At 35.2% G+C, this 23,621-nt stretch carries 13 protein-coding genes; 6 read left to right on the top strand and 7 right to left on the bottom strand.

Going from position 1 to position 23,621, the window contains the following annotated elements; all coding sequences use genetic code 11:
* Window positions 1-24: 24 nt before the first annotated feature.
* The gene (gene rpsL, locus QWY90_RS04080; protein WP_007136570.1) at window positions 25-408 is read right to left on the bottom strand and encodes a 30S ribosomal protein S12; all 384 of its coding nucleotides are present in this window, start codon (window positions 406-408) and stop codon (window positions 25-27) included.
* Between the two features lie 727 nt (window positions 409-1,135).
* On the opposite strand from rpsL, the gene QWY90_RS04075 reads away from it, so the two are divergent.
* The 4 genes from QWY90_RS04075 to rlmB all read left to right on the top strand — a co-directional run bounded on the left by QWY90_RS04075 (window position 1,136) and on the right by rlmB (window position 8,386).
* Window positions 1,136-2,779 (top strand): BamA/TamA family outer membrane protein, encoded by a 1,644-nt coding sequence (locus tag QWY90_RS04075; RefSeq protein WP_290284588.1) that lies wholly within the window; start codon window positions 1,136-1,138, stop codon window positions 2,777-2,779.
* Window positions 2,780-2,873: 94 nt separating this feature from the next.
* Window positions 2,874-6,137 carry a SusC/RagA family TonB-linked outer membrane protein gene (locus tag QWY90_RS04070; RefSeq protein WP_290284587.1) on the top strand — a complete coding sequence of 1,088 codons (3,264 nt, stop codon included), beginning with the start codon at window positions 2,874-2,876 and terminating at the stop codon, window positions 6,135-6,137.
* 5 nt (window positions 6,138-6,142) lie between these two features.
* Window positions 6,143-7,582 (top strand): SusD/RagB family nutrient-binding outer membrane lipoprotein, encoded by a 1,440-nt coding sequence (locus QWY90_RS04065; RefSeq protein ID WP_290284586.1) that lies wholly within the window; start codon window positions 6,143-6,145, stop codon window positions 7,580-7,582.
* A gap of 69 nt (window positions 7,583-7,651) precedes the next feature.
* Complete coding sequence (gene rlmB / locus QWY90_RS04060) at window positions 7,652-8,386, top strand: 23S rRNA (guanosine(2251)-2'-O)-methyltransferase RlmB (RefSeq protein WP_290284585.1); 735 nt, start codon at window positions 7,652-7,654, stop codon at window positions 8,384-8,386.
* Between the two features lie 62 nt (window positions 8,387-8,448).
* On the opposite strand, the gene QWY90_RS04055 is transcribed toward rlmB, so the two are convergent.
* Window positions 8,449-9,207, bottom strand: coding sequence for a rhomboid family intramembrane serine protease (locus tag QWY90_RS04055; RefSeq protein WP_290284584.1), 759 nt, complete (start codon window positions 9,205-9,207; stop codon window positions 8,449-8,451).
* Between the two features lie 89 nt (window positions 9,208-9,296).
* Here QWY90_RS04055 and QWY90_RS04050 point away from each other — a divergent pair, with 89 nt between their 5' ends.
* Window positions 9,297-10,574, top strand: coding sequence for a replication-associated recombination protein A (locus QWY90_RS04050; protein WP_290284583.1), 1,278 nt, complete (start codon window positions 9,297-9,299; stop codon window positions 10,572-10,574).
* Here the strand turns inward: QWY90_RS04050 and QWY90_RS04045 are convergent.
* From QWY90_RS04045 to QWY90_RS04025, 5 genes are read right to left on the bottom strand one after another with little or no spacing between them, the layout of a single operon-like run.
* A complete protein-coding gene (locus tag QWY90_RS04045) occupies window positions 10,571-11,389 on the bottom strand; it encodes a hypothetical protein (protein ID WP_290284582.1) in 819 nt (272 codons plus the stop codon). The genes QWY90_RS04050 and QWY90_RS04045 overlap by 4 nt on opposite strands.
* Window position 11,390: 1 nt before the next feature.
* Window positions 11,391-12,074: a YjjG family noncanonical pyrimidine nucleotidase gene (locus QWY90_RS04040; RefSeq protein ID WP_290284580.1), complete on the bottom strand. Its 684-nt coding sequence runs from the start codon at window positions 12,072-12,074 to the stop codon at window positions 11,391-11,393.
* A gap of 1 nt (window position 12,075) precedes the next feature.
* Complete coding sequence (radC, locus tag QWY90_RS04035) at window positions 12,076-12,768, bottom strand: RadC family protein (protein WP_290286925.1); 693 nt, start codon at window positions 12,766-12,768, stop codon at window positions 12,076-12,078.
* Window positions 12,769-12,804: 36 nt separating this feature from the next.
* A complete protein-coding gene (locus tag QWY90_RS04030) occupies window positions 12,805-14,160 on the bottom strand; it encodes a UDP-N-acetylmuramate--L-alanine ligase (RefSeq protein WP_290284579.1) in 1,356 nt (451 codons plus the stop codon).
* Window positions 14,160-14,888: a tetratricopeptide repeat protein gene (locus QWY90_RS04025; protein WP_290284578.1), complete on the bottom strand. Its 729-nt coding sequence runs from the start codon at window positions 14,886-14,888 to the stop codon at window positions 14,160-14,162. Before QWY90_RS04025 ends, QWY90_RS04030 begins: the two co-directional genes overlap by 1 nt.
* Window positions 14,889-15,244: 356 nt before the next feature.
* Here QWY90_RS04025 and QWY90_RS04020 point away from each other — a divergent pair, with 356 nt between their 5' ends.
* Entirely contained in the window at window positions 15,245-23,608 is an 8,364-nt protein-coding gene (locus QWY90_RS04020) for a RemA C-terminal-like gliding motility protein (RefSeq protein ID WP_290284577.1), read from the top strand.
* Window positions 23,609-23,621: the final 13 nt, after the last annotated feature.

The raw sequence follows: 23,621 nt of genomic DNA, 5'->3' as shown, positions 1-23,621 counted from the left end.
GTCTTTACTTTAAAAGTTTTTAAATTACTTTTTTGCTTCTTTTGGGCGTTTAGCACCATACTTAGATCTTCTTTGTGTTCTTCCTGCTACACCTGATGTATCAAGCGCACCACGCACAATGTGGTATCTAACTCCTGGTAAATCTTTTACCCTTCCGCCTCGCACTAATACTATCGAGTGCTCTTGTAGATTGTGTCCTTCTCCTGGGATGTAAGCATTCACTTCATTTCCATTAGTCAAACGTACACGCGCAACTTTACGCATGGCTGAGTTTGGTTTTTTTGGAGTAGTAGTGTAAACACGCGTACAAACACCTCTTCTTTGAGGACAAGAATCTAAAGCAACCGATTTACTCTTCTTAGTGATCTGAGTTCTTCCTGTTCTTACTAATTGTTGAATTGTTGGCATAATTAAATACTAATTTTTCTTTTATTTATTAAATTCCCGCTTTTTTAGGGGTTGCAAATGTAGTAATTATTTTCAATGAAACAAATCGTAATTAATTAATTTTTTCATCAATTAAATATTTGTCTTTTAATGAGATAAAGAATAGCCATTAAATTACCTATGCCTTTAAAAACCGAAGCCCCGCAAATGGCTATTTCAAACAAATTGTTTTCAGATTCGATAAACTACACAAAAAACAGGTTTTTAGTACTTTTTACGCTATAGAAAAGCCTACTGAAAAAACATTTTCATTCTCTTTTGTTGATTCTTGACCTTGAAAATTATTCTAAAAACGATTTTTTATGATGCGCTACAATCAAAAAAAAAGCAACCATCAACTTTTTTTTTGGACTTTAAAAACACTTCTATACCGCTAAACGAAAAACCCAAATTAACTACTACTGGAATACTACTTAAGTATTGTTCCTAGTGAATCAATAGCAACTCAATACTCACTCCATAGCAAGTCCATAAAAAACAATGTTTTTATGGACTTGCTATGGACTAGCTATGGACTAGCTATGGACTTGCTAAAAACAAAACTACTTCCCACTAGATCTTTTCACGAACAAGTACACCTTCTATTTTAAAATTGCTTTAAACAGTGTTAGCTATAATAAAAACGGATTTTTTGCGTTATTTTTGAAGCCTATAATCCCAACTATTGAAAAAGTCTTTCCTTTTTTTTATGCTCCTTATTTTTAGCAGAAACGTTTCTGCACAAAATTTCTATCTGAAAATTGTTGGACAAAATCAAAAAGAGACTAAAGTTATTGACAGTATTGGTTATATTTCCATACACAAAAATGCCAAATCAATCATAGATGAAAATAATTCCTTTTACGAAAAACTTACCACTAAGGGATTTTTGGAATGTCAGCTTACAGAAAATTTCAAGCCTAATGACTCTACTTTTTACTTCAAATATAAGCTTGGAAAAAAAATAAATTATGCACGCATATATATAGGTATAAAATCACAAGAAAATATCGCCAGAAATTACAATATAAAAAACGACAGCATAACGCTTCCTTATGAGGAAACCGAAAGCTTTTTAAATGCAACTTTAAAGAAATTGGAAACCAATGGTTTTTCCATGGCAAAAGTAAAGCTTGTCAATATTCAAAAATCAAAAGATTTTCTGACTGCCGACTTGTCAATTACAACAGAAATCAAAAGGCAGGTAAACGATATTGTCATTAACGGTTATGATAAATTTCCCGAAGGACATAAAAAGAACATCATACGACTATATCGCAATAAAGTTTTCAATCAAAAGAATTTAGATAAGCTGTATAATGATTTTGAAAAATTCCGATTTATCAAACAAACTAAATATCCTGAAATTCTTTTTACAAAAGACTCGACTAAAATTTACGTCTATTTAGAAAAAACAAAACCCAATACTTTTGACGGTTACGTAGGCTTCTCTAACGACGAAAACAAAAAAGTTGTTTTTAGCGGTTATGTCGATTTGGTTTTAAATAATATTTTAAATTCAGGAGAAAAATTATCCTTGTATTGGAAAAGCGACGGGCAGGACCAAAAAACATTTAATCTTGGTGTTGAACTACCCTATATTTTTAAAAGTCCATTAGGACTAAAAGCGCAATTAAATATATTCAAACAGGACAGCACTTTTCAAAACACAAAAACAGCCATAGACTTGGGTTATTATTTTAATTATAATACCCGGCTTTATCTTGGATACCAATCAACAGAATCGAGTGACATTCAAAATGTGAATTCTTCGACTTTAAGTGATTTTAACAATACCTATTTAACAACCTCGTTAGAATATTTAGATTTTAAGAATGATGACTTTCTTTTTCCTGAAAAAACTTCTTTTGATTTAAAAATTGGCTCAGGCAAAAGAAATGCTAAACTACTTTCTGACAATCAATTTTTCGGAAGTCTGTTCGTTAAACACAATTTCTATCTGAATCAGAAAAACATTGTAAACATTAAATCTCAAAATTTTTATCTTCAAAGCAGCAATTACATCGTAAACGAGTTGCAACGTTTTGGAGGCATAAATTCTATGCGGGGTTTTAATGAAAATAGTTTGCAGGGAAATTTGTTTAGTTCAATTCTGTCTGAATATCGATATGTCCTTACTCCAAATCTTTATGTTCATTCCATCATTGATTATGGATATCTTCAAGACAAAACTTCAGAAAGCAACGAAAACCTATTCGGCTTTGGTTTTGGTTTTGGGATACTTTCTAAGAACGGGCTATTCAATCTTGTCTATGCCAATGGAAGCACAAACAACCAAGCTATAAAACTTTCTAATTCCATAGTACACATAAGCTTTAAAGCTGTTTTTTAATTAGTTAAAATTTTAACACTAAAAATTAATATTTTATTAGGTTTTTTAAGAAATATTTAAGACTTTTGGCTTACTAATTATAACCAAATTAAAAATGAAAACAAAGTTACATGGATTTTTAACGCTTTTTATAGCGTTATTGGTGCAAATTTCCTTTGCACAAGACAGGGTTGTTTCTGGTGTTGTTTCTGACAACAGTGGTTTACCTATTCCTGGAGTAAATGTTCTTGTAAAAGGAACTAAGTTGGGTACTCAAACTGATTTTGACGGGAAATTCTCCATCAAAGCAACCCCAACACAAACACTTGTCTTTAATTTTGTTGGAATGAAAACACAAGAAATTGTGGCTTCAGCTTCAACTGTTAATGTAAAGATGAAAGACGATGCTGTTGAACTAGAGGGTGTAGTTGTTACTGCATTGGGTGTAAAAAGAGATAAAAAATCTCTTGGTTATGCCACACAAGAAGTAAAAGGTACCGACCTTAATGCTGGTGGTACGGGAGGGAATGTTTTAAATGATTTATCTGGTAAAGTTGCCGGTGTTCAAATCAGAAGAAACAATAACTTCGGAGGTTCTACTGACGTTGTTGGAAGAGGTATCAGAAACTTAACAGGTGGAAATCAAATGCTTATCGTTATTGATGGTGTTCCTGTTAACAATTCAAATACAAATACAACAAGTCAAAGAAATGGTAGAGGAACATCATTTGATTATGGAAGTACCGCTTCTGACATTAACCCTGCAGATATTGAATCGGTGAACGTTTTAAAAGGACCAGCTGCAAGTGCTCTTTATGGGTATCAAGCTGGAAATGGCGTTTTAATGATTACAACTAAAAAAGGAAAATCAGGCAAAAAAGGAATGGGCGTTACCGTTTCAAGTGAAATAATTGTAGGAAGTGTTGATAAAAGTACTTTCGTAAAATACCAAAATAAATATGGTGCTGGTTATGGATTGTATTATGGTCCAGATGAAGATGCTTACTTTAACCAAGCAGATATTGACGGAGATGGAACACAAGACGATTTAGTTCCGTTTTACGAAGATGCTTCTTTTGGTGCTCCATTTGACAATCATTTAGTATACCAATGGGATGCTTTCACTCCTTACTCTCCAAACTTTGGGAAAAAAACAGAGTGGAAAAATGCAAAAAATGGTCCTATCTCTTTCTTTGAAACTCCTGTTTCTTTAAATAATTCAATATCTCTTGAAGACGGAAATGATAAATCAAACTTTTTGATTAACTTTTCTAATTTGAAACAAAATGGTTTAATGCCAAATAGTGAATTAAAGAAAAATAATTTCAGTGCTAAATTCAATCATAAATTTACTGAAAAATTAAGCGCCTCTGTTTTTGCTAGTTTTATTTCTCAAAACACCGTAGGAAGAAACTCTACAGGATACAATGACAACATCATGTCAAATTTCCGTCAATGGTGGCAAACTAACGTTGATTTAAAATCATTAGAGCAAGTTTATAATGCTTCAGGTGGTCAAAACGTTACTTGGAATATCAAATCTCCAACCGATTTAACTCCGGCCTATTGGGACAACCCTTACTTCCAAAGATATAAAAACTACTCAAGTGATAGTAGAGATAGATTTTTGGGATATATTAATTTAGATTATAAAATTAATAGTTGGTTATCTGCTTTAACCAGAATATCAAATGATTCTTACTCTGAACTTCAAGAAGAAAGAAGAGCTCAAGGTTCAGTAGCTGCTGAATTTGGAATTAACCGTTTGGATGAAGCATCAGGATACCAAAGATACAACAGAACCTATCGTGAAAACAACTATGATTTAATTTTCAATGCCTACAAAGATTATGGCAAATTTGATGTTAGAGCTTTAGCTGGAGGAACTATTAAAAGAGTAGGTTCAAGCAGTATTTTATCATCTACTCAAGGTGGTTTATTGTTACCAGGTATTTATAGTCTTTCAAACTCTGTTGGAACTTTACCTTCGCCAGTTGAACGAAATATTAACGGTGGTGGTGTAAATAGCTACTATGGACAACTTACTTTAGGATATAAAAAATTAGCCTATTTAGAAGGTACTGTAAGAAGAGATGCCTTTGCTTCGTTACCAATAGACAATAACGTATTAACAACTAAATCAATTAGTGGAAGTTTAATATTCTCAGAATTACTTAAACAAAGCTGGTTAAATTTCGGAAAAATAAGAGTAGCTTATGCAGAAAGCCCACTTGAAAACCCAACTCAATCGTTAATCGATACTTATGATAGGGTAGATCCATTTGACACCTCTTATTTATACTCTGTAAACTCTATCAAAAACAATCCAAACCTTCAACCTGTAAAAACAGATACTAAAGAAATTGGTATAGAATTGAATATGTTTAACAAACGTTTATTTGTAGATTTTTCTATGTACAAATCGTTAACTGTTGATCAAATATTCAATGTGCCATTTTCAACTTCTACAGGATATAATTCTAGAGTAGTTAATTCTGGTTCGGTTCAAAACAAAGGATTTGAGTTACAAGTAACTGGTACACCTGTAAGAACTAAAGATTTCTCTTGGGATGTAACATTAAACTGGTCTAGCAACAGAAATGAGGTTATTTCATTAAATGAGGGTATTACAAACTTACAATTAGGTAGTTTTCAAGGTGGTGTAACGATTAATGCTGAAGTAGGTCAGCCATACGGAGTAATTAAAGGAACTGATTTTACTTATTTAGACGGTCAAAGAGTTGTAGGTGCTAATGGTAGATATGTTCTAAACAATAGCTCTAACAACAATATTGGTAATGTTACTCCAGATTGGATTGGTGGTATTAGAAACAAATTCAACTACAAAAATCTTTCATTCAGTTTCTTAATTGATATGCAAAAAGGAGGAGATATCTTCTCTCTTGACAGATCTTATGGTTTAGCAACTGGTTTGTATGATGAAACTGCTGCTCTTAATGACCTTGGTAACCCAATTAGAGATGCTGTTACAAGTGGTGCTGATTCAGGAGGTATTATTCTTCCTGGTGTACTTGCTGACGGAACTCCAAACACCACTAGAGCTCCAGGACCTCAATATTTTGGAAATAGCTTTGGATACAGAAGACAACCTAACAAAGCGTTTGTATATGATGCTTCTTATATTAAACTTAGAGAAGTTGCTATTAGTTATGATTTACCTAAAAAATGGACAGACAAACTATCAATTGATGGTATAAAATTTAGTGTAGTTGGTACCAACCTATGGATAATCAAGAAAAACTTACCGGATGCAGACCCTGAAAGCGGTTTAGGTTCAGGTAATTTATCATCTGGATATTCTGTTGGTTCTTTACCTACAACAAGAAATATAGGATGTAACTTAACATTTAAATTCTAAAAAAAATGAAAAAGATATTATTAACGATTGTAGTCCTTACAGGTATATTTTCCTGTACTGACGATATAACAGGGCTAAACCAAAATACAAAAGATGCCACTGTTGTACCTGCAGCTTACCTCTTTACCAACGCTCAAAAGAACGTTGTTGACCAAATGGTAAGCACTAGTGTAAACTTCAATGTTTTTAGGTTGTTCACACAACAATGGACCGAAACAACTTATACTGACGAAAGTAACTATGATATCGGAACAAGAACAATTCCAGACAATCATTGGGCGGTTATGTATAGAGATGTATTAAGAGATTTGAAAGAATCTAAAAGTTATTTACAACTATACGAACCAGCAACTCCGGCTGAAGAAGCTGAAAACGCCAACAGAATTGCCATAGTTGACATTCTTACTGCTTATTCTTATTCTGTATTAGTAGATACTTTTGGTGATGTACCTTACACTGAATCATTAGATATTGAAGCTTTTCCTAATCCAAAATATGATGATGGTGAAACTATTTACAAAGACTTAATTGCTAAATTAACTGCTGCTTCAGCATCTTTAGATTCAGGTTATGATAGTTTTGGAACTGCTGATCTAGTTTATGGTGGTAATGCAGGAAAATGGAAATTATTTGCTAATTCATTAAGATTAAAATTAGCTATTAATTTAGACGATGTTGATCATGCTTATGCAACTACTCAAGCTTTAGCAGCAGTAGCTGATGGGGTAATCTCTAGCAATAGTGATAACGCCGCATTAAAATACTTATCAGCACAACCAAATGCAAACCCTGTATTTGTTGATGTTGTAGCAAGCGGAAGAAATGACTTTGTTCCAACAAGTACTGTAATAGAGAAAATGAATGGATTAAACGATCCAAGAAGAGCAAAGTTCTTTACTCAAATTGGAGATATCTATGAAGGAGGAACTCCTGGATCAAGTAATAATTTTGACAACTTCTCTCATATTGGAGATATGTTATTAGAACCAACTTTTGAAGGTTTAATTATGGACAACGCTGAAGTTGAATTCCTTTTAGCTGAAGCTGTTGAAAGAGGTATTGCTGTAGGCGGTACTTCAACGTCTCATTATGATGCTGCCATTACTGCTTCTATGAACTACTGGGGTGTTTCTAGTGAGGATATTGCATCTTATTTAGCGCAACCAAGTGTGGCTTATGCAACTGCTACCGGTAATTGGAAACAAAAAATAGGTGAACAAGCTTACCTTGGATTATACAACCGTGGATTTGAATGCTGGACATCATACAGAAGATTGGATTTCCCAGTTTTAACTGCTCCTGATGATGCTGAAGTAAATCAAGTTCCAACAAGATACACTTATCCTGCAAGAGAAGAAACATTAAATGCTTCAAACCTTGAAGCGGCTTCTACTGCAATCGGTGGAAATACTTTAACAACAAAATTATTCTGGGACGTTAATTAATCTTAGACTATTTTTATAATCTAAAACCATCTCGTTAAAAACGGGGTGGTTTTTTTATATCTTTGCGCCATGGAAAAAGAAAACCAAATTTTTGGAATTAGAGCAATAATTGAAGCCATTACAGCTGGGAAAGAAATTGACAAAGTCTTTATTCAATCTGATGCTCAAGGCGATTTGATGCAGGAATTGATGAAAGCGATGAAAAAAAATAGTATCAATTTCTCGTATGTTCCCGTTGAAAAATTGAATAGACTAACTCCAAATAATCATCAAGGTGCTGTAGCAACCATTGCTCCTATTACTTTTGTCAAATTGGAAACCTTGGTAGATACGGTTGTAGAAAGTGGCAAAATTCCATTATTCCTAATTCTTGACCAATTAAGTGATGCGCGTAACTTTGGTGCTATCATCAGAACTGCCGAATGTACTGGTGTTGATGGAATAATAGTTCAAAAAACTGGTTCTGCGCCTGTTAATGGTGATACGGTAAAAACCTCGGCTGGTGCAGTATTCAATGTGCCCATTTGCAAAGTTGACCATATTAAAGATGCCATTTTTTACCTTCAGGGTAGCGGTATAAAAACTGTTGCAGCAACCGAAAAAACAGACCAAAACATTTACGATATTTCGCTAAACGAACCTGTCGCCATTATTATGGGAAGCGAAGACCGTGGAATAAATCCATCCGTATTAAAAATTGTTGATGAAAAAGCTAAACTGCCAATGTTTGGAAGTATTGGTTCACTAAATGTTTCTGTTGCCTGTGGTGCTTTTCTTTATGAAACAGTAAGACAAAGACAATAATAACTTGCTTTTTTAAACATTAAGAAATTAAGTTAAATTAAGACTTAATGGAACTTAATTTCTTAATGGTTTAAATTGGTATTCTCTTTAAAATCATATACATAATTGATTGTAGTTGTTGGAATATCTTGTTCAGCCTTCTCTTCAGGTTCAGGTGTATTGACAAAGTTTCCGTTTTCATCAAAATGCTTCATAAAAGCATCCTCTTCCGGATTGAAATCTGGTTTTTCCCAATTGTATTGAATGTCCTTTTTATAATCGGGTGTTTTATAATAAGCGGCAAAGAAAAATCCAGTTATCAAACCTGCTAAATGTCCTTCCCAAGAAATCGTTTTGTCGATATCCGGGAAAACATACCAAATCATTCCGCCATAAAATAGCACAACGGCCATTGACAAAGCCATCAAGCGATAATATTGTGTCATCATCCCTTTAAAAAAAATAAAAGAAACCAAAACATATATAAGACTACTGGCTCCAATATGATAGGATTCTCTACCTATAACCCATGTTATTAATCCAGAAAGCAAAACGCCATAGATCAATATTTTTAATGAAATGTTTCTATAAAAATAAATCAAGGCTGTAGTTAATATAAACAACGGAATAGAATTGTTGGCAATATGATTTAAACTTCCGTGAAGAAACGGACTGAAAATTAAACCCTGCAAACCCGAAATAGTTCTAGGCAAAATACCATATGAAATCAAATCAACATTAAAACTATTTTCAAAAAAGAAAACGGACCACATCATAATTATTAGCAGTGCCGGCACTAACCATACAGATGGAGTAAACTTAAAATGATGATAATCGTTCATAGTAAAATTAAAAATACGTTTTGCTCTTGTCAAAAATACAGCCAAATTTAAAATAATGATATTTTGGCAGAAATATTTACATTTACAACATGGAAGCACCACTTGCCGAACGCATCAGACCACAGCGATTAGAAGATTATATTAGTCAGCTTCACCTTGTTGGTGAAAATGGTTCTTTGACAAAACAATTGGCTAATGGTATAATTCCATCTATGATATTTTGGGGTTCACCCGGCACCGGAAAAACAACATTGGCTCAGATTATTGCCAAACAAAGTAATCGTCCGTTTTACGAACTGAGTGCTATAAATAGTGGTGTAAAGGATATTCGTGATGTGATTGACAAAGCCAAGCTTAGTGGCGGATTATTCACAGTGAAAAATCCAATACTGTTTATCGATGAGATTCACCGCTTTAGTAAATCGCAACAGGATTCACTTTTGGCAGCTGTAGAAAAAGGTTGGATAACACTGATTGGTGCCACAACCGAAAACCCAAGTTTTGAGGTCATTCCGGCGCTTTTGTCACGTTGTCAGGTTTATATTTTGAATCCGTTTTCTAAAGAAGATTTATTGGCTTTATTAAATCGAGCGATGAAAGAAGATACCTTTTTGGCATCCAAAAAAATAAAACTAAAAGAAACCGAAGCCTTACTTCGACTTTCTGGTGGCGATGGACGAAAGCTATTAAATATTTTTGAACTGGTGGTAAACGCAAGTCCTGAAGGTCCAATTATGATAACCAATGAAAAAGTATTGGAATTAGTGCAACAAAATACGGTGCTGTATGATAAAACCGGAGAACAGCATTATGATATTGTTTCCGCTTTTATAAAATCTATTCGAGGAAGCGATCCAAATGGCGCGGTATATTGGTTGGCCCGCATGATTGAAGGCGGCGAAGATGTAAAGTTCATAGCCCGACGTATGCTAATTCTATCCAGTGAAGATATTGGCAATGCTAATCCAACAGCGTTTATCATGGCAAACAATACATTTCAGGCGGTTTCAACCATTGGTTATCCCGAGAGTAGAATTATTTTGAGTCAGTGTGCGGTTTACCTAGCAACTTCGGCTAAAAGTAATGCGAGTTATATGGCTATTGGAGATGCACAGCAATTGGTAAAACAAACAGGTGATTTATCGGTGCCAATTCACCTTCGAAATGCGCCAACCAAGTTGATGAAGGAATTGGGTTATGGCGAAGAATACCAATATTCACACAGCTATGAAAACAATTTTTCGGAGCAGGAATATTTACCCGATGAAATCAAAAACACAGCTTTCTATAAACCCGGAAACAATGCTCGTGAAAACGAATTGCGCAACTTCCTGAAGAATCGCTGGAAAGATAAATATGGGTATTAATTTAAATTTACTACAGTTAGTAGTTCAGAAACTAACTTGTCTTCCTTATAGTATTCTAAAAACCATTTGCCCGATTTTCGAAGCAAAACACCATTATTTACAAGATAACAATCTGGTGATGATGTTTTATAAATTGTCATTACAAATGTGGGAACATCAGTATTATTTGTCAATAATTGAAATCCATTTTCTCCGAAAGGTTTAGCAAATAGCGGTTCAATATAAAGATTAGAAATATCAGTTGCCTCAATAGGTTTTTTTGGAATTGTAGCTTCAGTTTTGACCGCTACTTCTTCGTGTTTGCCTCCACTGTTCCCATTAAATTTATAATTCAATTTATCAAAGGATTTTCCGGCTTCACGTAATGCTTGATTATATGAAATTGCGTATTCTTTTTCCCGACTGCCACCAACTTGAGTTTCGAAAAGAAGTTTCCCTTTGCAGTCTTTCAAAGTTAATTTCAATTTAGTCATCATCATACCGTTGTTTTCTATAACATCAGCATACAAAAAATCACATCTTTGATTCTCTATTTCAGACGGAATTTTATCTGTGGCTAAATACGCTTTAAAACCATATTTTTGCAATAATAATTTAGTTAATGTATTGAGTCCGTATTGGTCATCTTTTTTAAAAAAATCAAACTTTACTGGCACAATTACATATTGATAATTGTTTACACTTTGCGAAAATGCATAGCTTGAGATTAAAATAAACAACAATACTATTTTCTTACTCATGCGGGTTGTTTTTAATAGGTATTCGTGACCCGAACTGCCTTGGCGGTGAACTAATGCAATAATCTTCGATTTCATTTTACAATATTTTTTTTAATTCTAATAAGTGATTTATAGTATGAAGTCCTTCATCTGCATAGATTCCTTTTTCATCAAACAGAATGGCTTTCATTCCAAAGTTTATAGCACCACGTACATCAGCATCGATACAATCACCAATCATTATTGAGTTTTCTTTATTGGTTTTAGCCAAAGAGAGCGCATATTCAAAAATGTTCCGATGGGGCTTTTTTACGCCTGCCATTTCCGAATTGGTAATCGTTTTGAAGTACGTATTCAAGCCGGAATTATTCATTTTTCTACCTTGCACTTCTGCAAAGCCGTTGGTTATAATATGCAGTTTATACTTTGCACTTAGATATTCCAAGACTTCAATAGCACCATCAAACAATTTATTATTATCGGGCATAAACTCAATATACTTTTCCGATATATAATCAATATCGTTATCAGAAATCGTGTAATTCATAGCATCAAAAGATTGCCTTAATCTGGAATAGCGCAATTCTTCGTGTGTCATTTTATCTACTTGATACAACTTCCAACACGCTTGATTTATAGGTGCGTATATCTCAATAAAAGTATTGGTATCAATAGTTGGATGATGTGTTGCGAATATTTTGTCAAAAGCCAATATAGAATTCGCGTCAAAATCCCAAAGGGTATGATCTAAATCAAAGAAAATGTCTGTTATATTTTTCATTTTAAAAAATGCCTTCGTCCTGAAAACTGAAATAACCGGTTTCAGTGATAATAATATGGTCGAGGACTTTGATGTCTAATTGTTCGCCTGCTACTTTTAATTTTTTGGTAATATCCTTATCGGCATCACTTGCCTGAAGTTTGCCCGAAGGATGATTGTGCGTCAAAATTACAGAAATTGCATTCTGTTCCAAAGCGGTTTTGAATATTAATCGTACATCCACCACGGTTCCTGTGATTCCGCCTTTTGACAGCTGTGATTTGTAGGTAATCTTATTGGAATTATTAAGATATAAAACCCAAAATTCTTCATGTGGTAATTCACCAATGATAGGTTGCATGATTTCAAAAACGGCTTTGCTTGAAGTTATTTTTTGAAGCGTTACAGTTTCTTCAGCTCTGCGTCGTCTGCCCAGCTCTAAAGCAGCAGCGATAGAAACAGCCTTTGCCTCGCCTATTCCTTTGAATTCCATTAATTGTTTTAAGGATAATTTGCCTAGAGCATTTAAGTTATTATCTACACTTGCTAATATTCGTTTGCTCAATCCAACCGCACTTTCATTCCGGCTTCCCGAACCAATTAGAATGGCGACCAACTCGGCATCGCTCAGAGCTGTTTTGCCTTTTAGCATTAGCTTTTCGCGTGGCTTATCATCTTCTGCCCAGTTTTTTATAGAAAAATTTTGTTCACTCATCATTACATAAATAATGATAAATGTAAGAATTTTAATTTAATTAATCAATCCCTTCACCTCATCAAAATTCAATCCACCATAATTTCCTGAACTCATCAAGAGTAAAGCCGAGTTATTCAAATCATAAGTAAAAAGAAACTCCTTAAAATCAGCAGGGTCAGTATAAATAATCAAATCATCACGCTTAAATGATTGTGCGATTTGGTCATGGGTTATTTCTTGAAGTTGCTTGATTTTAACTGCATCAGGCGAATAAAAAACTACGGCTACATCAGCGGCATCAAGCGCTCCTTCATATTCTTTCAAAAATTCAGGATTCAAACTGCTATAGGTATGCAATTCCAAACAAGCTACTAATTTTCGGTTAGGATATTGTGCTTTTACAGCTTTAGTCGTTGCCGAAACTTTACTTGGTGAATGTGCAAAATCTTTATAAGCTACTTTTCCCTTGCCTTCGGCTATTTTTTCCAAACGTTTGGACGCACCTTTGAAACTGGCAATGGCTTCGTAGAAATCAGCTTCATCAACGCCCATATTTTGACAAATCCATTTAGCACCAGCAAGGTTGTTCAGGTTATGTGCTCCAAAAACTTCAATTGGCATTGGACCTTCTGGTGTGTCCAATAAAGTTATTCCATCTTCAACTGTATAACTTGGTGTTGTATAGGGCAACCTTCTGATGGTATTGGTTGTTTCTTCGGCTACTTTTTTTACGGTTTCGTCTTCTTCGTTATAGACTAAAATTCCGCCTTTGGTAATTTGATTGACAAAAATTTCAAATTGTTCTACATAATTCTCAAACGTCGGAAACACATTGATGTGATCCCAAGCAATTCCGGATAGCAAAGCAATATTAGGTTGGTACAAATGAAACTTTGGTCTTCTGTCAATTGGTGATGATAAATATTCGTCACCTTCCAAAACGATAAAATCATTTTCGTGTGTCAAATGAACCATCGTATCAAAACCTTCTAATTGTGCTCCAACCATATAATCAACTTCAATAGTATGGTAATGCATCACATGCAAAATCATAGAAGTGATGGTAGTTTTTCCGTGTGACCCACCAATTACAACACGGGTTTTATTTTTAGATTGTTCGTATAAAAACTCAGGGTAAGAATAGATTTTCAACCCTAATTCCTGTGCTTTCAACAATTCAGGATTATCTGCTTTGGCATGCATTCCCAAAATTATGGCTTCGATATCGGAAGTGATTTTTTCAGGAAACCAACCCATTTCTTTTGGCAATAATCCTTTTTTTTCTAATCGTGATTTGGATGGTTCAAATATAGCGTCATCGCTTCCTGTTACTTGATATCCTTTGTTGTATAATGCTAAAGCAAGATTGTGCATGGCTGCTCCGCCAATGGCTATGAAATGAGTTCTCATTATGATTTATTTCTTTCTTGATAATTTTCTAGTACTATTTTGGCTTTCTCGGGAAGGTTCATTTTGTTCTTGTATAAATCAGCTAATTTTTGATAACTCGTTTTTGAACCACTAATGGCAATCGCTTTGTTATAGTTTTTCTCAGCATCTTTATATCTTTTAAAATATTCAGCAATGCTGCCTTTAGCAAGATAACCATCAACAGGAGAAATTTTTAGTAATTCATTGGCATATTTTTCCGCTTTACGCTCACTTCCACCTACAATTCCCGGCAATTGAAGGTATAACTCTATTAATGCCCAGCGTGCTTCTATATGATTTGGATTTAATTGTATAGCTTTCTCAAAAGATTTTTTTATATCGCCAATCATTCCAAGGGCTGTAAATTTGTTACTCTCTTTGGCTTTCATTCCAAGACAACCGCCATATTTATAAAAATAAGTAGCATTTTTAGGATTAAGCGTTTTTAATTTTCCATAATAAAACATTCCTTTATCCCAAGATTTATCAATGCCTTCTATATCGCCTAAATACTCTAAAGTTTTAAGATGGTTTTGATTGTCAACAAGTACACTTTCAAAAAGTGGTTTGGCTAATGCATATTTTCCCTGATTAAATAGTTTTTCTGCCTTCTCAAAATTAGTTTGAGAGAAGAGAGTTGTTGCAAATAACAATATACATGGCAAAAATAAATTCATACTAAAAATAAACAATCTTTTAGAATCCAAATATAAGATTTTATTCGTTGAGTAAATACATGAGACTATATAAGCTAACGTTATATCAATATTTTATAACCAACTGATTTTCAACCATAAAATAACTTATTTACTTTGAGCTAAAACTGAAAAAACTCTAAAAGCTTGATTTTTTTATAAATACCCCCTAATACATATCTTAAAAGTTGCAATTCAACGGTTATTCTCGCTTAATATCTATTTAATTTGGGTAGAGTGTATTATAGATTAATTTTGTAGGAAGAAAATCATTATTGAAACAATTAAGTCTATCTTAATGATTTGTAGCTAATGACAATAAAGCAATACTAACGAATAAATTTAGTATTATTTAAAAGATAAATGATATGAAAAGAAACTACTCAAAAAACAAAAAATCTATATCGTCTGTTTTAGGTAAAATAGATATTAGACTACTCCTATTTTTATTTTTATTTTTATTTAATAATGCTCATGCTCAATTAAGCGGATGTGGTACTGGAGCTGCTGGCCAATTAACTGTTGGTACAAGTTGTTCTTCTGTGACATTTGATTCAACTTTTGCTACCGATTATTGGAATGGCGCCACTGGATGTAATGCATCTGATGATGATGATGCTTGGGGTTGGTTTGATGCTATCGCGACTTCGACAACAATAACATACACTCCTACCACAAGAGATGCAGTACTGCATTTATTTACTGGATCATGTTCAACTGGAATGACATCACTTGCTTGTGCTGATGCTAATGGTGCAGGTATAGCAGAAACTATTACATATGCCACAACTATTGGCGTTAGATATTTAATTAGAATTCAACGCTTTAATAGTAGCAACGACATGTTTGGTTCGATTTGCGTCTACTCTCCTCCTCCTCCTTGTGCAACTCCATCTGCTCAACCAACCTCACTCACCTTTAATACGCTTACAAGCACTTCTTTAAATGGCACTTTTACTGCAGCATCACCTGCGCCAAGTGGCTATTTAGTTGTGAGAAGTACTAGTGCAACACCTCCAACACTTACCAATGGAACTACTTACGCTGTGGGGTTTACAGGACTTGCTCCGGGAACTACCAGAGTTATTCAAGGTAGCGCTGTCACTAGTAATGCAGTCTCTTTTTCTGATTCAGGTTTAACTAGTAATACTCGATATTATTATCATGTCTTCTCTTACAACGCCAATTGTACTGGAACTCCATTTTATTTAACAACAACACCTTTAACCAACAATGCAATAACATGTCCTGCTGCACCAACTGCTCCAGTAAATTCGGCTATAACTGGCTCTGGTTTTACCGTAACCTGGACAGCATCTGTCGCTGGTGGTAGCGCAGCAACTATTAGTTATATTCTTGAAGTATATAACGACTCAGGTTATACAACTCCTGTAGCTGGTTCTCCGTTTGCTGTGGGTACTCCCTTGACTTATGGTGTAACGGGATTAAATGCGGGCACTACATATTATTACAGAATCAAAGCTAACAATACTAGTTGTGACAGTGGTTATCTAACAGGTTCTGTACAAACAGGATGTGCGACACCAGCTGCTCAACCAACCGCGCTTACCTTTAATACGCTTACAAGCACTTCTTTAAATGGCACTTTTACTGCAGCATCACCTGCGCCAAGTGGCTATTTAGTTGTGAGAAGTACTAGTGCAACACCTCCAACACTTACCAATGGAACTACTTACGCTGTGGGGTTTACAGGACTTGCTCCGGGAACTACCAGAGTTATTCAAGGTAGCGCTGTCACTAGTAATGCAGTCGCTTTTTCTGACTCTGGTTTAACTAGCAATACTCGTTATTATTATCATGTTTTCTCTTATAACGCAAGTTGTACCGGAACTCCGTTTTATTTAACTACAACACCTTTAACCAACAATGCTATAACTTGTCCTGTTGCTCCAACTGCTCCTGTAAATTCTGCGATAACTAGTTCCGGATTTACTGTAACTTGGACTGCTTCTGCCGCTGGTGGTAGCGCTGCAACTATTAGTTACATTCTTGAAGTGTATTCCGATGCTGGTTATACAACTCCTGTGGCAGGTTCTCCATTTGCTGTTGGAACTGGCTTAACTTATACTGTAACGGGATTAAATGCTGGGACTACTTACTATTACAGAATTAAAGCTAACAATACCAGTTGTGATAGTAGCTATTTAACTGGATCTGTACTAACAGGATGTGCAACGCCATCTGTACAGCCAACTGCTCTTACCTTTAATACGCTTACCAGCACTTCTTTAAACGGAGCTTTTACTGCAGCATCACCTGCACCAAGTGGCTATTTAATTGTCAGAAGTACTAGTATAACGCCTCCAGCTCCCATTAATGGGACGACATATGCTGTTGGGTCCAGTGCTTTTGGTGTGGGAACATTAGTAATTCAAGGTAGTGTCATCACCAGTAATGCCGTTTCTTTTTCAGACTCTGGATTAACAAGTAATACTCGATATTATTATCATGTTTTCTCTTATAACGCCAATTGTACCGGAACGCCATTTTATTTAACAACAACGACTTTAACCAATAATGCAATAACATGTCCTGTTGCACCAACTCTCCCTGTAAATTCCGCTATAACTGGCTCTGGATTTACTGTAACTTGGACCGCTTCTGCCGCTGGTGGTAGTGCTGCGACTTTTAATTATAGCCTTGAAGTATATTCCGATGCTGGTTATACAACTCCTGTATTAGGTTCTCCATTTGCTGTTGGTACTGGTTTAACTTATACTGTAACTGGATTAAATGCTTCAACTACATACTATTACAGAATCAAAGCTAATAATACAAGTTGTGATAGTGGTTATTTAACTGGTTCTGTTCCAACAACATGTGCTACTCCATCTGCTCAACCAACCTCACTAACATTCAATACACTTACCAGTACATCATTAAATGGTGCCTTTATTGCAGCTTCCCCAGCTCCAAGTGGCTATTTAATTGTAAGAAGTTCTAGTGCAACACCTCCATCTCTTACCAATGGAACTACTTACGCAATTGGGTTTACAGGGCTTGCACCAGGTACAACTAGAGTTATTCAAGGTAGTGCAGTCACTAGTAATGCAGTCTCTTTTTCTGATTCTGGTTTAACTACCAACACTCGATATTATTATCATGTTTTCTCCTATAACGCAAGTTGTACTGGAACGCCATTTTATTTAACAACTACGCCTTTAACCAACAACGCTATAACGTGTCCTTTGGCACCAACTGCTCCTGTAAATTCTGCTATTACTGGCTCTGGTTTTACTGTTAGTTGGACGGCTTCTGCCGCTGGTGGTAGTGCTGCTACTATTAGTTATATTCTTGAAGTATATACCGATGTTGGTTATACTACTCCTGTAGCGGGTTCTCCTTTTGCTGTTGGCACTGCTATAACTTATCCTGTAACTGGATTAAATGCATCTACAACCTATTATTATAGAATTAAAGCAAATAATACAAGTTGTGATAGTGGTTATTTAACAGGTTCTGTGCTAACGGCATGTGCAACTCCTTCTGCTCAGCCAACATCTTTGGTTTTATCTGCTATAACAGCTACTTCAATAGCTGGTTCTTTTACAGCTGCTAGTCCTTCACCAAGTGGTTATTTAATAGTTAGAAGCACGAGCGCAACCCCACCATCACTTGTAAATGGAACAACGTATGCAGTTAATTCAACTGCTCTTGGAGTTGGAACACTAGTATTACAAGGCAGTGTTGTAACTAGTCTTGCCATATCGTTCTCCGACACAGGATTAACCAGTAACACTAAATATTATTACTATATTTTCTCTTATAACAATGCATGTTCTGGAGCACCATATTATTTCACATTATCACCATTAACTAATAATGCTATTACATGCGTTGCGGCTATATCAAGTGCTCCTGTAAACTCAGCAATAACAGGAACAGGCTGTACAATAACTTGGGGAGCTTCACCAGCTGGAGGAAGTGCAGCGACTATAAATTATACTTTAGAAGTTTATAGTGATTCTGGGTATTCAACACCAATTGCAGGATCTCCTTTTTCAACCGGGACTCTTACATCTTATTCTCTAACTGGACTAACTGGCGGAACTGTATATTATTATAGAGTGAGAGCTAGCAATGGTAGTTGTAATAGTGCTTATCAAAATGGCACAGTAACCACAACATTAACAAATGACAATTGTTCGGGTGCAGTATTATTAACTGTAAATCCAAATTCTACCTGTGTAATTAGTACAACCGGAACAACGACTGGCGCAACACAATCACAAGCAGGCTGTACTGGTACTGCAGATGATGATGTCTGGTTCCGATTTGTTGCGACTGGAACTAGTCATGTAGTAACTGTTACACCTATAACACTTAACAATGTTGTTTTTGAAGTATTTAATGGTATCTGTACTGGATTGAGTTCAAGGGTATGTGTTAATGCAACTGGTGGAGCAAATGCTGAAACCACAACGCTAACTGGTTTAACCATTGGCGCAACTTATTATCTAAGAATTTATAGTAACGGAAATTCAACAAATACTGGTACTTTTACAGCTTGTGTAACTACACCTGTACCTCCTTCAAATAACCAATGTGCAAATGCAACTTTATTGCCATGTGGAACTTCAAATTTGACAGGAACAACGGTTCTAGCAGCGAATTACGCGCAAGGTACTGGCTGTATCATGAGTAATTATGGTGTTTGGTACACTTTTACAGGTGATGGCAATTCAAGTACTATTTCAGTGACCACTACTAATAATGACATTGAACTATCAATTTCAAGTGGAAGTTGTGCAGGTTTAACAAATATTGCTTGTGAAGATTCAGTTCTTTCAAGCGGAACAGAATCTTACACATTTACAACAGCTGTTGGGGTTAACTATTATGTTTACATTGCCAACTGGTATTCAGCAGGAACAAGCACTGACACTGGCTCATTTACTATTTCCAGAACTTGTGTTGTTCCTTTTAACCCTTGTACATCAATTTCAAATATTGCAGCTTGTGGATCAAGCAATAGTGTTACGATAGCATCTGGTAGTGGAGGCTACAGCCCTTCTTCATGTGGATGGATAACCCCTGGAGTAGAAAAAATTTATACTTTTACACCTGCTTCTACTGGGAATTTTACCATAACTCAATCGAGTTCATTTACTTATATTGACTATCAATTCAAACCTGTTTCAGCAGGATGTAGTAGTTCGGGATGGACATGTATAAATGCAATGTCAGGTGCTGTAACTAGCCCAAGTTTTACATTAACAGCTGGTGTACAATATTATATTTTATTAGATCCTGAATCTACGTCTGGAGGTAATATAAATTTTACTATTAATTGTCCAACACCACCTCTTGCAAATGATGACCCATGTAGTGCAATTGCCTTAACAGTCAATACAACTTGTAGTTATTCTACTTACACTAATTCTGGCGCTGCTGCTTCAGGTGGTGTTACAGCCCCTGGATGTGCAAATTATTCTGGTGGTGATGTATGGTTCTCAGCAGTAGTACCTGCATCAGGAGTTCTTACAGTAGATACTCAATCTGGAGTTATGACTGATAGTGGCATGGCATTTTATTCTGGAACTTGCGGTTCATTGACTTTGCTAGAGTGTGATGATGATGATAGCAATAACGGGTCAATGTCTAATATCTCAATGGTTGGTTTAACGCCTGGACAAACTATATTCATCAGAGTATGGGAATATGGAAATGACAATAATGGAACATTTGGTATTTGTGCAACCACTCCAAGTTGTCCTCCTACATCCGATTTATATGCCACTATTATATCAGCAACTAGCGCGACGGTAAATTGGGCAAATACGTCTCCACCATCATCTAACGGTTATCAATATTATATAACGACCACTAATACACCTCCAACAGCGAGTTCAACTCCAACTGGTACAACATCCGCAGGTGTGAATGGAGTAACGCTTACTGGTTTAATAACGGGCCAAGACTATTATTTTTGGGTACGTGCGTATTGTGGAGGTACTGATTATAGTACATGGTTTGGCCCAACAAATTATTCACCTTGTGCTGTTGGAAACGGAACAGGCACAACTACACTTGAATGTCCATCTATTATTGCAGGAGGACAAGGACTAAGTGGTGCTGATCCTGCTTCAGTAATTTGTTCAGCGTCAACTTGTACAAATTTAGAAGCTACCTATTTGCAATTAAATCAGGCAACTGATTATACCGTTTCTTCAATTCCATATGCTCCTCCATATCAATATACTTGCCTACAAAACCCAGTAAGTGTTAACGTAGATGACAAATGGTCTCCAACTATTAATTTACCTTTTAACTTCTGTTTTTATGGCACTAATTACACAAAATGTTTAATCGGTTCTAATGGAGTAATAACATTTGATACTACAAATAATATAGCTGGTGGATATTCAGGATGGTCATTCAATACAAACTTACCAAGTACTTCCCTTTTTAAAAACTCAATTTTTGGGGTCTATCATGATATTGACCCTGGTAAAGGAGGAGAAGTTGGATGGGAATTAATTACTTTAAATACAGGATGTAGAGCATTAGTAGCATCTTGGGACAATATCCCAATGTTTTCCTCAACTTGTAATTCTAGTTTATATACTGGTATGATTGTATTATATGAAAATACTAATGTTATAGATGTTTACATAAAAGAAAAAAACATTTGTGGAACTTGGAATAATGGTAACGCTATTGTAGGTGTTCAAAATTCAACAGGAACAGCAGCTGTTGTTGCATCTGGTAGAAATGGATTAGATACCAATTGGGCAACTACAAATGAAGCCTGGAGATTTACCCCGTCAGGTCCATCTTTAACCTCTATAAAATGGTATGAAGGAAGCGGCACTTCAGGTGCTGTGGTAGGAACAACCGATGTTGTAAATGTATGTCCTTCTGTTACAACTATGTATACAGCAGAAGTTACTTATGCTCTTTGCAGCGGGACCAATTTAAAATATACCGATAATGTTCTTGTGACAGTTAGTGGAACTAAAATATGGGATGGTTCTACAAATAGTAATTGGAATGTCGCTGATAACTGGACACCAAGCGGTGTGCCAACAAGTGCCAACTGTGTAGTAATACCTGATGTTGCAAATGATCCGATAATTTCAGCAGCTCCTGATGGGGTTGGATACAATTTACTAGTTTATCCTAGTGCTCAATTAACTATTAATTCAAATCAAAATTTAACTATTACAGATGTTGTTACAGTACAAACCGGAGGTATTTTTACAATCAATAATAGCGCAAGTTTGATTCAAATAAACGATGTTTTAAATTCTGGAAATATAACTTACAAAAGAGAGTCGCCAAGTGTTAGAACCCTAGATTATAGCTATTGGTCATCACCTGTTGCCAATTTTAATGTGAGTAACATCGTATTGCCCTATACTTTTGGATTAATATACAAATGGAACACAACTGTAGCAAATTCAAACGGCACTCAAGGAAATTGGCAATGGGCTGCCGGAAACACTATGATTCCCGGAAAAGGATATATTGCAAGAGCTCCTAGCGGTTCGCCTTTTAACAATACAACATTCAATACTCTTTACGGAAGTTTTACTGGTGTGCCAAATAACGGAACCATAACGTTCCCCATAGAAAGAGGATCAGATGAAAACCCTGTAATTCATTATGGTACTAATGGAGTAGCAATAACAAACATCAGTGATAATTGGAATTTATTAGGAAATCCATATCCATCTGCAATGAGTGGTGGACGGTTTTTATATGACAATAAAACAAAAATTGAAGGAAACATTAGATTATGGACTCATGGACTATTACCAGCAAATATAGGTAGCCCTTTTTATGGTACTTATGTTTATAATTATTCCGCTGGAGATTATTTAGAATATAATTATTCAGGAATGAGTTGTTGTCCGGCAGCTCCAGCTGATTTATTCATAGGTGCTGGTCAAGGATTTTTTGTACAAATGATTGATGGTCCACAGTCAATAGGCCTAGAAAATGTGACTTTCAACAATAGTTTACGAAGCGCAACCTTTAGTAATAATGTTTTTTATAAAACACCAAATTTAACTACCAATGCTGCAATTGACGTAAATGCTATAGAACGAAATAGAATTTGGTTAGACATCGTTAATGCTAACAATCAATCTCACAGAACATTATTTGGTTATATCGAAAATGCTACAATGGGTAGGGATAGTTTCTATGATTGCGCAACAGAAATTACAAGTGGCCCTTTAATTTATTCTATAATGGAAGACACTAAATATTCTATTCAAGGAAGAAGTTTACCTTTTGACTCAAATGATGAAGTGTCAATTGGAGTAAACATCCCAACACAAGGAAATTACTCAATAGCTATTGCCGGAGTTGATGGATTATTTACTTCTCAGGATATTTATGTGAAAGATAATTTGCTAAATATAACGCATGACTTAAAAACAAATCCTTATCAATTCACTTCTGAACCCGGAGTAATAAATAATAGATTTAAAGTAGTTTATATCAACAATGCATTAGGAACAAACAACCCTGATGAAATTAAAACATATGCTACGATTTCTAATAATACTATTCTGGTAGAGTCAAATGAGTTTATAAAAGAAATTGATCTTTATGATGTTAGCGGGAAACATATCAATAGCTTTTCGTTAAAAGAAATCAAAAAACAATTTTCTGATGCGTTCAATTATCCTAACGGTGTTTATATTGTTAAAATTACTTTAGATAACGATATGGTGGTCAGCAAAAAAGTAATACACTAACAACAAATTTTAA

It is taken from the genome of Flavobacterium paronense (genome assembly GCF_030409795.1).
Taxonomy (GTDB): Bacteria; Bacteroidota; Bacteroidia; order Flavobacteriales; family Flavobacteriaceae; genus Flavobacterium; species Flavobacterium paronense.
This window is presented reverse-complemented; position numbering and strand designations above follow the sequence as displayed.

What these genes read in the sequence shown, in the direction of transcription:
- rpsL (WP_007136570.1), bottom strand. Translation starts at nt 408, where the DNA reads ATGCCAACAATTCAACAATTAGTAAGAACAGGAAGAACTCAGATCACT.
- QWY90_RS04075 (WP_290284588.1), top strand. Translation starts at nt 1,136, where the DNA reads ATGCTCCTTATTTTTAGCAGAAACGTTTCTGCACAAAATTTCTATCTG.
- QWY90_RS04070 (WP_290284587.1), top strand. Translation starts at nt 2,874, where the DNA reads ATGAAAACAAAGTTACATGGATTTTTAACGCTTTTTATAGCGTTATTG.
- QWY90_RS04065 (WP_290284586.1), top strand. Translation starts at nt 6,143, where the DNA reads ATGAAAAAGATATTATTAACGATTGTAGTCCTTACAGGTATATTTTCC.
- rlmB (WP_290284585.1), top strand. Translation starts at nt 7,652, where the DNA reads ATGGAAAAAGAAAACCAAATTTTTGGAATTAGAGCAATAATTGAAGCC.
- QWY90_RS04055 (WP_290284584.1), bottom strand. Translation starts at nt 9,207, where the DNA reads ATGAACGATTATCATCATTTTAAGTTTACTCCATCTGTATGGTTAGTG.
- QWY90_RS04050 (WP_290284583.1), top strand. Translation starts at nt 9,297, where the DNA reads ATGGAAGCACCACTTGCCGAACGCATCAGACCACAGCGATTAGAAGAT.
- QWY90_RS04045 (WP_290284582.1), bottom strand. Translation starts at nt 11,389, where the DNA reads ATGAAATCGAAGATTATTGCATTAGTTCACCGCCAAGGCAGTTCGGGT.
- QWY90_RS04040 (WP_290284580.1), bottom strand. Translation starts at nt 12,074, where the DNA reads ATGAAAAATATAACAGACATTTTCTTTGATTTAGATCATACCCTTTGG.
- radC (WP_290286925.1), bottom strand. Translation starts at nt 12,768, where the DNA reads ATGAGTGAACAAAATTTTTCTATAAAAAACTGGGCAGAAGATGATAAG.
- QWY90_RS04030 (WP_290284579.1), bottom strand. Translation starts at nt 14,160, where the DNA reads ATGAGAACTCATTTCATAGCCATTGGCGGAGCAGCCATGCACAATCTT.
- QWY90_RS04020 (WP_290284577.1), top strand. Translation starts at nt 15,245, where the DNA reads ATGAAAAGAAACTACTCAAAAAACAAAAAATCTATATCGTCTGTTTTA.